Source organism: Kineosporia mesophila (assembly GCF_021129235.1).
Taxonomy (GTDB): domain Bacteria; phylum Actinomycetota; class Actinomycetes; order Actinomycetales; family Kineosporiaceae; genus Kineosporia; species Kineosporia mesophila.
This window is the reverse complement of the sequence record NZ_JAJOMA010000003.1, coordinates 72,682-85,078: the sequence shown is the minus strand read 5'-3', so window position 1 is coordinate 85,078 and position 12,397 is coordinate 72,682. Positions and strand designations below refer to the sequence as shown.

Here is a 12,397-nt window from a genome sequence, read left to right as displayed (position 1 = left end):
CGTGAGCCTGGACGCAAAGGGTCAGTTCACGCGTCCTCCATCAGAGCTCGTGCCCGTTCGTGTGTACGGTGGCCGGACCAGACGACTTGCGGAGGTCCACGTCATGAGAAGGCCATCGGCACCCGTGCCCGCCGGAGCCGACCCGGCGCTCGCCGGGGAGTACCCATCGGCCGGCGACGAGGTCGTGTCGATCTGCCGTGACCTGTTGCGGATGGACACGAGCAACTACGGCGACAACAGCGGCCCCGGCGAGCGCCAGGCCGCCGAGTACGTGGCCGGGCTGCTGTCCGACGTGCAGATCGAGCCGGAGGTGTTCGAGAGCGAGCCCGGCCGCACCAGCGTGGTCGCGCGGTTCCCCGGCACCGATTCCAGCCGCCCGGCGCTGCTCGTGCACGGTCACCTCGACGTGGTGCCCGCGCAGAAGGAGGACTGGCGGATCGACCCGTTCTCCGGCGAGATCGCGGACGACTGCCTGTGGGGCCGCGGCGCCGTGGACATGAAGGACATGGACGCGATCATCCTGGCCACGGTCCGGCAGATGCGCAGGGAGGGCCGCAAGCCCCCGCGCGACATCGTGCTGGCGTTCATGGCCGACGAGGAGGCCGGCGGGGTCAAGGGCTCGAGCTGGCTGGTGGACAACCACGCCGGTCTGTTCGAGGGAGTGGACGAGGCGGTCAGCGAGGTCGGTGGTTTCTCGGTCGAGCTCCAGGGCCGGCGCACGTACCTGCTGCAGAGCGCGGAGAAGGGCATCGCCTGGGTGCGGCTGACCGCGCGCGGGCGGGCCGGTCACGGCTCCCAGGTGAACGGCGACAACGCGGTGACGCACCTGGCCGAGGCGGTCGCCCGGATCGGCGCGTACCGCTGGCCGACCGTGATCCCGGCGACCGTGCGGGCCTTCTTCGAGGGTGTGCGTGAGCAGACCGGCGTGTCGCTGCTGGCGGGCGAGGAGGTGGACGTCGAGAAGCTGCGCGAGATGTTCGGCACCACCGCGCGCTGGCTCGAGGCCACCGTGCAGAACACCGCCAACCCGACCGTGCTGGACGCCGGGTACAAGCACAACGTCATCCCCGGCCAGGCGTCGGCCCTGATCGACTGCCGTTACCTGCCGGGCCAGCGCGACGAGCTGATGCGCACCCTGACCGAACTGGCGGGCGATCGCGTCACGGTCGAGGTGCTGCACGGCGACGTGGCCCTGGAGGCGGGCTTCGAGGGCGGTCTGGTCGACGCGATGCGCCAGTCGCTGCTGGAGCTGGACCCGGGGGCCGCGGTGCTGCCGTACTGCCTGTCCGGGGGCACCGACAACAAGGCGTTCAGCCGGCTGGGCATCCGGGGCTACGGTTTCGCGCCGCTCAAGCTGCCGGCCGACCTGGACTTCGCCGGCATGTTCCACAGCATCGACGAGAGGGTCCCGCTGGAGTCGCTGCGCTTCGGCGTGCGCACGTTCGACCGCTTCCTGCAACTGGCCTGAACGCTCGCTGGTGACGCTGGTCGCGGCGGGGCCCGGGCCGGGCCCCGCCGCGCTCGCGTCTAGATCGTGCGCTCGACGCGCATGATGCGCCGGCGGAGCCAGACCCTCCGGCCGCCGCCGAACGACAACTGCACGCGGGCCAGCTCCCAGCGGCCGTACTCGGCCTGTTCCGTGAGCTGCTGCCGAGCCTCTGACCTGCTGATTCCGCGAGGCAGATTGATGATGCGGTACTCGTAGTCGGCGGAGAACGGGGTCGCTTCTGCGCTGGTGGGGCGCACCCTGGGGGCGAGATCACGCACGTTGTCGCTCAAGGCAGCTCTCTTCGTCGGTATTCCCATCGGTCGGAGTCCGATCCCTTCGGACGCAGGCCCGCACGAGTCGGGTCTGCCCATGTCATCACGAACCGATACGGTCATGCCATGACGACGGAGCCCCGAGCTGCGCTTGACCGCCTGATTGCTGCTCTTGAGGCGCACCTGGACGCCGCCAGCAAGCGGACGGGGGAGGCCGACCCCGCGGTGGTGGCGGCCTACCAGACCCTGGCCGACGCCTTCGAGACCTACGACGAGTCGCTCTACGACGCCTTCGACGAGGTGACGCCCTTCGTCCTCTACGACGAGGCCGAGGACGCGATCGACGGCGAGGACGACGACGAGGACGACGAGGACGACCTCGACGACGACTACGAGGACGACGAGGACGACGACGAGGAAGAGGAGGACGAGAAGGACGGCACGCCGGCCGCGGCACAGCGGCCCTGACCTCTTGCGTCCTTCTTCGTAGCCCGCCCGACCAGGGGTGCCGGCCGGCTGAGCCGGGCCGGCACTTCGTGCTGTCCGGGGCAGTGGTGAAACGCCATTCAATTACTAAGCAGTATCTCGCCGGGACCACGGTTCAACGTGTGAATACTCCGCGTCGTTCCCGTTCCCGTGGCATCCGGAGAAATCCCGCGCCCGCGCATCGCCTTCCGCAAATCTTTTGATGAATCTGTAAGACGTTTCCCGGCAGCGTCTTTGGTGGTCCTCCCGGCGGATTGCGCCGATGCATGAGCGAATTCTCCTGCATCTCGGATTGACCGCAGGGTCGGACGGCCCGCAATCTGTTCACTGTAAGTCTCCAGTCGACCGCATTCGGTCACGCTCGGTTTCGACCACGTGTCTTCCGAGGGCCACCGACTGGAGTTCCGGGCATGGACGCCCGACCCACATGTCCCATGCACCTCCCCGACGCCGCCGAACGACGCCAGGAGAGATCCATGAGCGAGGAGTCCACGTCCACCGTCACGCCGCCCGCCGGTGTGCCGGAGAACCGTGACGAAGAGATTAAAACCACTGCACCGCAGTCTCATTGGCGATCCGACATCGAGGCGTCGCTGGTCGTCTTCCTGGTCGCCCTGCCCCTGTCACTGGGGATCGCCGTCGCCTCGGGCGCGCCCGTGGTGGCCGGCATCATCGCCGCCGTCATCGGCGGCATCGTCTGCGGGCTGATCGGTGGTGCGCCACTTCAGGTCACCGGCCCCGCCGCCGGTCTCACCGCCGTCGTGGCCGGGCTCGTCGCCGAGCACGGCTGGCGGGTGACCTGCCTGATCACCGTGATGGCGGGCATCGTCCAGATCGGCTTCGGCCTGGCCAAGGTGGCCCGGGCGGCCCTGGCCATCTCCCCGGCGGTCGTGCACGGCATGCTCGCCGGTATCGGCCTGACCATCGTGGTCGGCCAGCTACACGTGCTGCTCGGAGCGAAATCGCCCAGCTCGGCGCTGGAGAGCATCACCCAGATGCCGGGGGAGGTCATCGGCCTGCACACGGCGTCCGCACTGCTGGGGCTCGGCACGATCGCCCTCACCCTGCTCTGGCCCCGTGTGGTGACGTACCTGGGCCCGCTGCGCACGGTGCCGGCCCCGCTGGCGTCCGTCACCCTGATGACGCTCGTCTCGCTGCCGTTCAGCGTCGAGCGCGTCGATCTGCCCGGCAACCTGCTGTCCGCCGTGCAGCTCCCGGAACTACCCGACACCGCCTGGCTCTCGATCGGGGTCGGGGTGCTCACCGTGGCGCTGGTGGCCAGCGTGGAGACGCTGCTGTCGGCCGTCGCGGTGGACAAGATGCACGAGGGCCGGCGGGCCGATCTCGACCGGGAGCTGATCGGTCAGGGCTCGGCGAACATCCTCTCCGGTCTGGCCGGCGGCCTGCCGGTGACCGGGGTGATCGTGCGCAGCGCCACCAACGTCCGGGCCGGCGCGAGGACGAAGTGGTCGGCCGTGCTGCACTCGGTCTGGGTGGCCCTGTTCTCCGTCGTGCTGGTCTCGGTGGTCATGCGGATCCCGCTGTCGGTGCTGGCCGGCCTGCTCGTCGTGATCGGGCTCGGGCTGGTCAATCTCGGCCATCTGCGCAGTGCCCACCGGCACGGCGAGGCGGCGGTCTGGGTGGCCACACTGGCCGGGGTGCTGCTGCTCAACCTGCTCGAGGGCGTCGTCGTGGGTCTGGTGGTGGCGCTCGGCTTCGCGGCCCGCCGCTCGATCCTGGCCAAGGTCGAGGTCGTGCCCCCGGCCGACGACCCGGACGGCACCTGGCGGGTCGTGCTCGCGGGCACCGTGACTTTCGTGTCGCTGCCCACCCTGGCGCGCCGCCTGTCGGCCGTCCCGGCCGGGGCGCCGGTCAAGGTCGAGCTGGAGGTCGACTACCTCGACCAGGCCGCGAGCGAGCACCTGCTCGACTGGGTGGAGGAGCACCGCCGCGGCGGCGGCCCCGTCAGCGTGCGGGAACAGGGCGCACCCGTGCTGAGCGAGCTGATCGGTGGCGGGAAGGCCCGCAAGGGAAGAAATCTCGACGACGGCAGCTCCGGGTCGGCCGCACCCTGGGACCACGGCCTGGTGGAGATCTCCTCGAACGTCCCGGTGGACGCCGGCGAGCCGGCCGACCGGGTCCGGGTCCTCGACGGCGTGGGCAGTTTCCACGACCGGCTGGGTCCCCGGATGCGGGGGGTGCTGCACGACCTGCGGGAGGGGCAGTCACCGTGCACGCTGTTCATCACCTGCGCCGACTCACGGGTGGTGCCGAACCTCATCACCCACTCCGGCCCGGGCGACCTGTTCACCGTGCGCAACGTCGGGAACCTGGTGCCGGTGCGGCCTTCCGACCCGGGAGACTCCACCGTGGCCGCGGTCGAGTACGCGGTGGGGGTGCTCGGAGTGACGACCATCGCGATCTGCGGGCACTCCGGGTGCGGTGCGATGCGGGCCCTGCTGGAACCGGACGGGGACCTCGGCGGTGCCCTGCCCGGCTGGCTGGCCCACGCGCAGGACTCGCTGCACCGGTTCCGTGACCTGGGTGGCACCGACGACACCGACCGGCTGGCCCAGCTGAACGTGATCGCCCAGCTGGGGCACCTGATGGAGCACCCGCTGGTGCGCAGCCGGGTGGATGCGGGCTCGCTGGAACTGGTCGGGATGTTCTTCGACATCGGCGAGGCCGAGGTGCGGGTGCTGGAACCGGTGACGGGAGAGTTCGACCTGCCCGCCGGCGTGTAGAACCGGTTCGTGATCGTGCAGAACCTCCCCGGGGGTTCTGCACGATCACGAACGCATCGGGTGCGCGGGGCTTCTCACAGGGCCGAGGCCGACACCTCGTCGAGCACGCCGAGGATCTCGGCGGGCAGTTCGACGTCCTCGCTGCCCAGGGCCTGACGCAGCTGACCGGAGGTGCGGGCCCCGAGCAGCACCGAGCTGATGCCGGGCCGGTCACGCACCCAGGCCAGGGAGATCTCCAGAGGACTGAACCCCAGCCCGTCCGCCGCGGCGATCACGGCATCGGTGATGCGGCGCGACGGGCGGTCCAGGTAGGGCTCCACGAACCGGGCGAGATGGACCGAGGCCGCGCGGGAGTCGGCCGGGGTACCGTGCCGGTACTTGCCGGTGAGCACGCCGCGGCCCAGGGGTGACCAGCCGATCACGCCCAGTCCCAGGTGCTCGGCCGCCGGGATCAGCTCGTTCTCCGGATGTCGCTGCACGAGCGAGTACTCGCTGTGCACGGCGGCGGGCCGGCTGCTGCCCGAGCACGCCAGGGCGGCCTGCCAGGCCGCGACGTTGGCGATGCCCACGTACCGGGCCCGCCCGGAGCGCACGGCCATCTCCAGCGCCGAGAGCGTCTCCTCCAGCGGCACCGCCTCGCTCCAGCCCGGGGCCGTCCACAGGTCCACGTGGTCGGTGCCCAGACGGGCCATGGTGGCGTCCAGCGCGGCGAGCAGTGAGCGGCGGGACAGGTCGGGGCCCGGCCGGTGCAGCGGCACGACCGCTTTGGCGGAGATCACGAGATGATCACGTACGCCCAGGGTCTCGAGCAGCTTGCCGAGTGTCTCCTCACAGGCACCGGCGCCGTAACGGGTACCGGCGTCGACCAGCGATCCGCCCGCGTCGAGAAAGGCTTTCAGCTGGTTGGCGGCCTCGTCCGGGTCGGTCTCCCGGCCCCAGGTCATCGTGCCCAGGCCCAGCCGGGAGACACGTAAGCCGGTGCGGCCCACGTATCGCTGCTCCATGACGTGTCAACCTAGCGCGCGCGGGCTGACAAAGTGGCCCACATGAGTTCCGTCGGATATCTCGATGCCATCGTCCTGGGTGTGGTCGAAGGCCTCACCGAGTTCCTGCCCGTGTCCAGCACCGGCCACCTCACCGTGGCCGAGGGGCTGCTCGGCCTGAAGATCGACGATCCGGCGGTGACGTCCTTCACCGCGATCATCCAGTTCGGCGCGATCGTCGCGACCTTCCTGTACTTCCGGGCCGACTTCGTCCGCCTGGCCCTGGCCTGGCTGCGGGGCCTGGGCCCGGCCCGCGGCCGGCACCACGCGCCCGACCCCGACTACCGCTTCGCCTGGCTCGTCATCCTCGGCTCCAGCCCGATCGTCGTGGTCGCCCTGGTCGGCAAGGACCTGATCGACGGCCCGCTGCGCAACCTCTGGGTGGTCGCCGGCGCCCTGATCGCCTGGAGCGCGGTGATCTGGTGGGCCGAGCGCAACCCGCGGCAGGAGTACGAGGAGACCGAGCTGGGCGTGCGGGAGGTCCTGATCATCGGCCTGATGCAGTGCGTCGCCCTGGTGCCCGGCGTGTCCCGCTCCGGCGCCACGATCTCGGCCGGGCTGATGGTCGGCGCCACCCGGGTCGCGGCCACCCGCCTGTCGTTCTTCCTGGCCGTCCCCGCCCTCACCGGCGCCGGGGTCTACTCGCTGAAGGACGTGAACACCGAGGTCGTGGGCTGGGGCCCGATGGCGGTGGGTACCTTCGTCTCGTTCCTGGTCGCCTACGCCGCCATCGCCTGGCTGCTGAAGCTGGTCGCCGGGCACTCGATCGCCGTGTTCAACCCGTACCGGATCGTGGCGGGGCTCGCGGTGATGGGGATGCTCGCGTCGGGCGTCCTGTCGGCAACGTAGGCTGCTCGACCGTGCCCACCGTTCTGCTCGTCCGTCACGGCCGTACTGCCGCCAATGCGAGCGGCATCCTGGCCGGCTGGACGCCGGGAGTGGCGCTGGACGAGACCGGGCAGGCCCAGGCGACGACCCTGGCCTCCCGGCTGGAGAACATTCCGGTCCGGCTCGCCGTCTCCAGCCCCCTCCAGCGCTGCCAGGAAACCGCGTCCACCCTCCTGGGGTCCCCGGGCCGTCCCGGGCTCCTCACCGACGACCGGCTGGGGGAGTGCCGTTACGGCGACTGGACCGGCCGCCCGCTGAAGGAACTGGTCAAGGAGAAGCTCTGGCCGGTCGTGCAGGCGCACCCCTCGGCGGTGACCTTCCCCGGTCCCGAGGGCGAGTCGATGCCGACCATGCAGCACCGGGCCGTCGCCGCGATCCGCGAGTACGACGCCCGGGTCGCGGCCGAGTTCGGCGACCACGCGGTCTGGATGGCGGTCTCGCACGGTGACGTGATCAAGGCGATCCTCGCCGATGCCCTCGGCATGCACCTGGACCAGTTCCAGCGGCTCGTCGTCGACCCCTGCTCGGTCTCCGTGATCCGTTTCACACCGTTGCGCCCGTTCGCCGTGCGCATCAACGACTCCGGCACCGACCTGGCGTCCCTGGTACCGGTTCCGCCCGCCGACCCCGCCCCGGACGACGACGCGATGTCCTCGTCCGACGCGGTCGTCGGTGGTGGTGCGGCACCGTCGTCCGGAACGTCGTAGGGTCCCGGGTATGCCGCGCCAGGTATATGAGTACGAGTCACCGGACCGGTTCGTCGCGGGTACGACGGGCCAGCCCGGTTCCCGCACCTTCTTCCTCCAGGTCCGCACCGGTCACCGGCTGACCACCGTCCAGCTCGAGAAGCAACAGGTCTCGGTGCTCGCCGAACGGGTCGACGAGCTCCTCGACGAGGTGCTGCGCCGCACCCAGGGCAGCGTCACCGTGCCCGCGCTCGCGCCCACCCGCACCGAGGACACCGCCCCGCTGGACACCCCCATCGAGGAGGAGTTCCGGGTCGGCACGATGAGCCTCGCCTGGGACGGCGAGCTCGAGCGCGTGGTCATCGAGTGTTTCGAGGCCGGCGAGAACCTCAACGAGGACGAGGACGAGCTGCCCGACACCGACGAGGAGGCCGAGGGCGCCGTCCTGCGGGTGTCGCTCGCCGGCGCCGCCGCCCGGGCCTTCGCCAAGCGGGCGCTCGCCGTGGTCGGGGCCGGTCGTCCGCCCTGCCCGTTCTGCACGTTCCCGCTCGATCCGGAAGGGCACATCTGCCCGCGGGCGAACGGGTACCGGCGCTGACGGGGACCGGGCCCGGGACGCTCGAGGAGCCGGAACTGCTCCAGCTCCTCGCCGAGGGCGAGATCGACGTCCAGGGCCGGATCACCGGGGCGAGCAACGCCACGCTCTACGTGGCCGTCACCCTCGACGGCGTCAGCACGGGTGCCGTGTATAAGCCGATTTCCGGCGAGAAGCCGCTCTGGGACTTCCCGTCCGGCACCCTCGGCCTGCGCGAGACCGCCAGCTACGCGCTGTCGGCCTACAGCGGGCTCGACGTGGTCCCGCCGACGGCCCTGCGCGACGGGCCGTTCGGTCCCGGCAGCGTGCAGCTGTGGGTGAACGCGTCCGCGCAGGACGAGGCGGTCGCCGGTGAGGGGGCCACCGGCCTGGGTGGCCTGCCGCTCGCGGTCGAGCCGCTGATGGGTGAGCCGGGGGCGGGCGTCGTCGACGTGCTGCCGCCCGCGGCCGTGCCCGGCGACTGGAAACAGGTCCTGGTGGCCGAGGACGCCGTCGGCGACCCGATCGTCCTCGCGCACGCCGACGACCCGGGCCTGCGCCGCCTGGCCCTGTTCGACGCGGTGGCCAACAACACCGACCGCAAGGGCGGGCACATCCTGCGCGGCGCCCACGGCCGGCTGTTCGGCGTCGACCACGGGCTCACCTTCAACCTCGACGACAAGCTGCGCACCGTGCTCTGGGGCTGGGCGGGTGAACCTCTCGACGACGAGCTGGCGGAGCTGCTCGGGCGACTGGTCACCGACCTGTCCGGTGACAGCGAGCTGCACACGGCGCTGTCGGGCCTGCTCGAGGCCGACGAGGTGCACCGCACCGCCCGCCGGGCCGCCCAGCTGCTGCGGCGCCGGCGCTTCCCGAAGCCCCCGGGCGACTGGCACGCGATCCCCTGGCCGCCCTTCTAGAACGCTCGGATTTATTCCCGGAAATACCCCGGAACTGGCGCCGGACCAGCACGGACATCGCTCGGAGTCGTCAGTTAGGCTCCGTTCGTGATCCCCTGGCCTTCTCCCGCTGTCCCCCGTCTGCCCGGCTCCGGTGCGCCGGTCCGCGTCTTCGACTCCTCGGAGCGCACCCTGGTGACCACGCGGCCGGAGGGTGAGGCCCGCATGTACGTCTGCGGGATCACCCCGTACGACGCCACCCACATCGGGCACGCCTCCACCTACGTCGCCTTCGACCTGCTGCACCGCGCCTGGCTCGATGCCGGGCACGAGGTGTTCTACGTGCAGAACGTCACCGACGTGGACGACCCGCTGCTCGAGCGCGCGAACGCCACCGGTGACGACTGGCGGGCCCTCGCCGACCGCGAGACCGACCGCTTCAAGGACGACATGGTCGCGCTCGGCGTGATCGCCCCCCGCGTCTTCATGACCGCCGTGGAGTCCGTGCCGCTGGTCGTGGAGGCCGTGCAGAATTTACTCAAGGACGGCAAGGCCTACCTGGTCCCCACGCCCGACGCGCTGAACTCCGGTGCCCAGGACGTGTACTTCGACGTCAGTGCCGACCCGGACTTCGGCCGGGTGGCCCAGCTGCCCGCCGACCAGGCGCGGTCGACGTTCGCCGAGCGCGGGGGCGACCCCGACCGCGAGGGCAAGCGGGGCCCCCTCGACCCGCTGCTGTGGCGCGTGGCTCGCGAGGGCGAGCCCTCCTGGGAGGGCGAGACCCTTGGCGCCGGCCGGCCGGGCTGGCACATCGAGTGCGCCTCGATCGCCCTGCGCCACCTCGGCATGGGTTTCGACGTGCAGGCGGGCGGCGACGACCTGCTCTTCCCGCACCACGAGATGAGCGCCTCGCACGGCCAGGTCATCACCGGTGACCAGCCGTTCGCGCAGCACTACGCCCACGCCGGCATGGTGCGCCTGGACGGCGAGAAGATGAGCAAGTCCCGCGGCAACCTGGTCTTCGTCTCGAAGCTGCGCGCGGCCGGCGTCGACCCGCAGACCATCCGCCTGGCCATCCTGGCGCACCACTACCGCACCAGCTGGGACTGGACCGACGAGGGCCTGGCCGCCGCCCAGGTGCGCCTGGACCGCTGGAAGGACGCGCTGTCCCGGCAGGAGGGCCCCGACCCGGAGCCCGTGCTCGCCGCCGTCCGTGAGGCGGTCGGCACCGACCTGGACGCCCCGAAGGCGCTCGCCGCGGTGGACGCGTGGGTGGACGAGGTGCTCACCACGGGCGGTTCGGTCGAGGGGGCACCGGGCCTGGTGGCCCGCACCATCGACGGGCTGCTGGGCGTGCGTTTCTGAGCTCTGGGAAAATGGGGGACGCCCCCCACGACGGACGCCCCACGCTCACCGAGCGTGGGGCGTCCGTCGTTTCCAGGCTTCCTACAGCATGCCCGGCTTGCCGCCGTCCTCGTCCGGCCGGCGTCGCCGCAGGTACCGCTCGAACTCCTTGGCGATCGCCTCACCGCTGGCCTCGGGCAGGTCCGCGGTGTCCTTGGCCTGCTCCAGCTGGCGCACGTACTCGCCGATCTCGGTGTCCTCCTCGGCCAGCTCGTCCACGCCGCGCTCCCAGGCCCGGGCGTCCTCCGGCAGGTCACCCAGCGGCACCGTGACGTCGAGGACGTCTTCGATGCGGCGCAGCAGCGCCAGGGTGGCCTTGGGGGAGGGCGACTGGCCCACGTAGTGCGGTACGGCGGCCCACAGCGACAGGCTCGGCAGCCCGGCCTTCATGGCGGCGTCCTGGAGCACCCCGACGATGCCGGTCGGTCCCTCGTAGCGGGACGGTTCCACGGCGAGCTTGTCCAGCAGCCGTTCGTCGTCACTCGTCGTGGTGACCGGAATCGGGCGGGTGTGCGGCACGTCCGCCAGGAGTGCACCCAGCGTGATCATCGTGCCGACCTTGAGGTCGTCCGCGTACTGCAGGAGCTCGCCGATGAACTTGCGCCATCGCATCGAGGGTTCGATGCCGCGGACGATCACGATGTCGCGGCTGGCCCCCGGAGGCCGCGCCCAGTAGACGCGGGTCGTGGGCCAGGTGATGGTGCGGCTGCCGTCCTCGTCCGTGCCCACACTCGGCCGGTTCACCTGGAAGTCGTGGTATTCCTCCGGATCGAGCTCTCCGACGCTGGTCGCGCCCCAGACCCGTTCCAGGTGTGCCACGGCTCCGCTGGCGGCCTCACCTGCGTCGTTCCAGCCCTCGAAGGCAGCCACCATCACGGGGTCCCGCAGTGGCGGCACTCCCGACAGATCTGTCACGCCTTCTCCTCGCTCACACTCGTCATCGCGGTGAGGTCACCGCCCTCGCCGCCCAGCCTACGGGCGGTGCGGGTCCGGCCGCCGCAGACGGGCTGGACGCGGACTCTAGACTCGGTAAGAGAGCCTGCGCCCGAGTCATTCCGGATTCCCTCCGATGACGACGGTGAGTGAGCGCTCCGGGCCACTGCGTGCGTCGACGAGGTCACGCGCGGTACCCCAGTCCGCATCCGGCGTCAGAGGCGAGAACCCCACCACCGTGACAGAGATCAGCGCGTCCCCGACCAGCCCGACGACTGCGGCCCTGCGGGCCGCCGGCCTTCCCGCCGCGGTGCTGTGGGACATGGACGGCACCCTCGTCGACACCGAGCCGTACTGGATGGCGGAGGAGCACCTCCTGGTCTCCGAGTTCGGGGGCGAGTGGAGTGACGAGCACGCCCACGCCCTCATCGGTAACGCGCTGATCGACTCGGCCCGGTACATCCAGCAGCACGGCGGCGTCACCCTGCCCGCCGACGAGATCATCGCCCGCCTCACCACCGGCGTCGTGCGGCGCATCGCGGTCGACGTGCCCTGGCGGCCCGGCGCCCGTGAACTGCTCTTCGAGCTGCACGAGCTGGGCGTGCCCTGCGCCCTCGTCACCATGTCCTACCGTGAGATGGCCGAGGCGATCGTCGGCACGCTGCCCCGCGAGCAGGGCGAATTCTTCCGCTTCCTGGTCACCGGTGACGAGGTCACCCACGGCAAGCCGCACGCCGAGCCCTACCTGCGCGGGGCCCAGCTGCTCGGTGTCGAGCCGGGGGAGTGCGTGGCCATCGAGGACAGCCTGACCGGCGTGGCCTCCGCCGAGGCCGCCGGTGTGCCCCTCCTGGCGGTGGAGCACCTGGTCCCCGTCCCCGGGCGCGAAGGCCGCACGGTCACCCGGAGCCTGGCCGGCTGGACGGCGAAAGACCTGGGCAAGCTCGTCACGAGCTGAACCCCCCGGGGCGGGCGGCACTCC

The 12,397-nt window shown here is 71.2% G+C and carries 12 protein-coding genes; 9 read left to right on the top strand and 3 right to left on the bottom strand.

From position 1 onward, the window contains the following. Positions 1-103: 103 nt before the first annotated feature. Positions 104-1,468 (top strand): M20/M25/M40 family metallo-hydrolase, encoded by a 1,365-nt coding sequence (locus LR393_RS05340; RefSeq protein WP_231482053.1) that lies wholly within the window; start codon positions 104-106, stop codon positions 1,466-1,468. A gap of 59 nt (positions 1,469-1,527) precedes the next feature. On the opposite strand, the gene LR393_RS05335 is transcribed toward LR393_RS05340, so the two are convergent. Beyond that, positions 1,528-1,779 carry a DUF5703 family protein gene (locus tag LR393_RS05335; RefSeq protein ID WP_231482052.1) on the bottom strand — a complete coding sequence of 84 codons (252 nt, stop codon included), beginning with the start codon at positions 1,777-1,779 and terminating at the stop codon, positions 1,528-1,530. Positions 1,780-1,887: 108 nt separating this feature from the next. Between LR393_RS05335 and LR393_RS05330 the strand changes: the two genes are divergently transcribed. After that, positions 1,888-2,229 carry a primosomal protein gene (locus LR393_RS05330; protein WP_231482051.1) on the top strand — a complete coding sequence of 114 codons (342 nt, stop codon included), beginning with the start codon at positions 1,888-1,890 and terminating at the stop codon, positions 2,227-2,229. A 494-nt stretch (positions 2,230-2,723) separates the two neighbouring features. Then, positions 2,724-4,991: a SulP family inorganic anion transporter gene (locus tag LR393_RS05325; RefSeq protein WP_231482050.1), complete on the top strand. Its 2,268-nt coding sequence runs from the start codon at positions 2,724-2,726 to the stop codon at positions 4,989-4,991. Positions 4,992-5,065: 74 nt separating this feature from the next. Here the strand turns inward: LR393_RS05325 and LR393_RS05320 are convergent, their stop codons facing one another. Continuing rightward, positions 5,066-5,995, bottom strand: coding sequence for an aldo/keto reductase (locus LR393_RS05320; RefSeq protein WP_231482049.1), 930 nt, complete (start codon positions 5,993-5,995; stop codon positions 5,066-5,068). 42 nt (positions 5,996-6,037) lie between these two features. Here LR393_RS05320 and LR393_RS05315 point away from each other — a divergent pair, with 42 nt between their 5' ends. From LR393_RS05315 to mshC, 5 genes are all read left to right on the top strand, one after another. Then, entirely contained in the window at positions 6,038-6,883 is an 846-nt protein-coding gene (locus tag LR393_RS05315; protein ID WP_231482043.1) for an undecaprenyl-diphosphate phosphatase, read from the top strand. Between the two features lie 11 nt (positions 6,884-6,894). Continuing rightward, complete coding sequence (locus LR393_RS05310) at positions 6,895-7,629, top strand: histidine phosphatase family protein (RefSeq protein ID WP_231482041.1); 735 nt, start codon at positions 6,895-6,897, stop codon at positions 7,627-7,629. Between the two features lie 10 nt (positions 7,630-7,639). Continuing rightward, a complete protein-coding gene (locus LR393_RS05305) occupies positions 7,640-8,206 on the top strand; it encodes a DUF3090 domain-containing protein (RefSeq protein ID WP_231482039.1) in 567 nt (188 codons plus the stop codon). Then, a complete protein-coding gene (locus LR393_RS05300; protein ID WP_231482304.1) occupies positions 8,134-9,102 on the top strand; it encodes an SCO1664 family protein in 969 nt (322 codons plus the stop codon). The genes LR393_RS05305 and LR393_RS05300 overlap by 73 nt, the downstream gene beginning before the upstream one ends. Positions 9,103-9,189: 87 nt before the next feature. Next, complete coding sequence (mshC, locus tag LR393_RS05295) at positions 9,190-10,446, top strand: cysteine--1-D-myo-inosityl 2-amino-2-deoxy-alpha-D-glucopyranoside ligase (protein ID WP_231482037.1); 1,257 nt, start codon at positions 9,190-9,192, stop codon at positions 10,444-10,446. 81 nt (positions 10,447-10,527) lie between these two features. Here the strand turns inward: mshC and LR393_RS05290 are convergent, their stop codons facing one another. After that, the gene (locus tag LR393_RS05290) at positions 10,528-11,400 is read right to left on the bottom strand and encodes a PAC2 family protein (RefSeq protein WP_331282907.1); all 873 of its coding nucleotides are present in this window, start codon (positions 11,398-11,400) and stop codon (positions 10,528-10,530) included. 256 nt (positions 11,401-11,656) lie between these two features. On the opposite strand from LR393_RS05290, the gene LR393_RS05285 reads away from it, so the two are divergent. Continuing rightward, a complete protein-coding gene (locus tag LR393_RS05285; RefSeq protein WP_231482025.1) occupies positions 11,657-12,373 on the top strand; it encodes an HAD family hydrolase in 717 nt (238 codons plus the stop codon). Positions 12,374-12,397 lie beyond the last annotated feature (24 nt).

What these genes read in the sequence shown, in the direction of transcription:
- LR393_RS05340 (WP_231482053.1), top strand. Translation starts at nt 104, where the DNA reads ATGAGAAGGCCATCGGCACCCGTGCCCGCCGGAGCCGACCCGGCGCTC.
- LR393_RS05330 (WP_231482051.1), top strand. Translation starts at nt 1,888, where the DNA reads ATGACGACGGAGCCCCGAGCTGCGCTTGACCGCCTGATTGCTGCTCTT.
- LR393_RS05325 (WP_231482050.1), top strand. Translation starts at nt 2,724, where the DNA reads ATGAGCGAGGAGTCCACGTCCACCGTCACGCCGCCCGCCGGTGTGCCG.
- LR393_RS05320 (WP_231482049.1), bottom strand. Translation starts at nt 5,995, where the DNA reads ATGGAGCAGCGATACGTGGGCCGCACCGGCTTACGTGTCTCCCGGCTG.
- LR393_RS05315 (WP_231482043.1), top strand. Translation starts at nt 6,038, where the DNA reads ATGAGTTCCGTCGGATATCTCGATGCCATCGTCCTGGGTGTGGTCGAA.
- LR393_RS05305 (WP_231482039.1), top strand. Translation starts at nt 7,640, where the DNA reads ATGCCGCGCCAGGTATATGAGTACGAGTCACCGGACCGGTTCGTCGCG.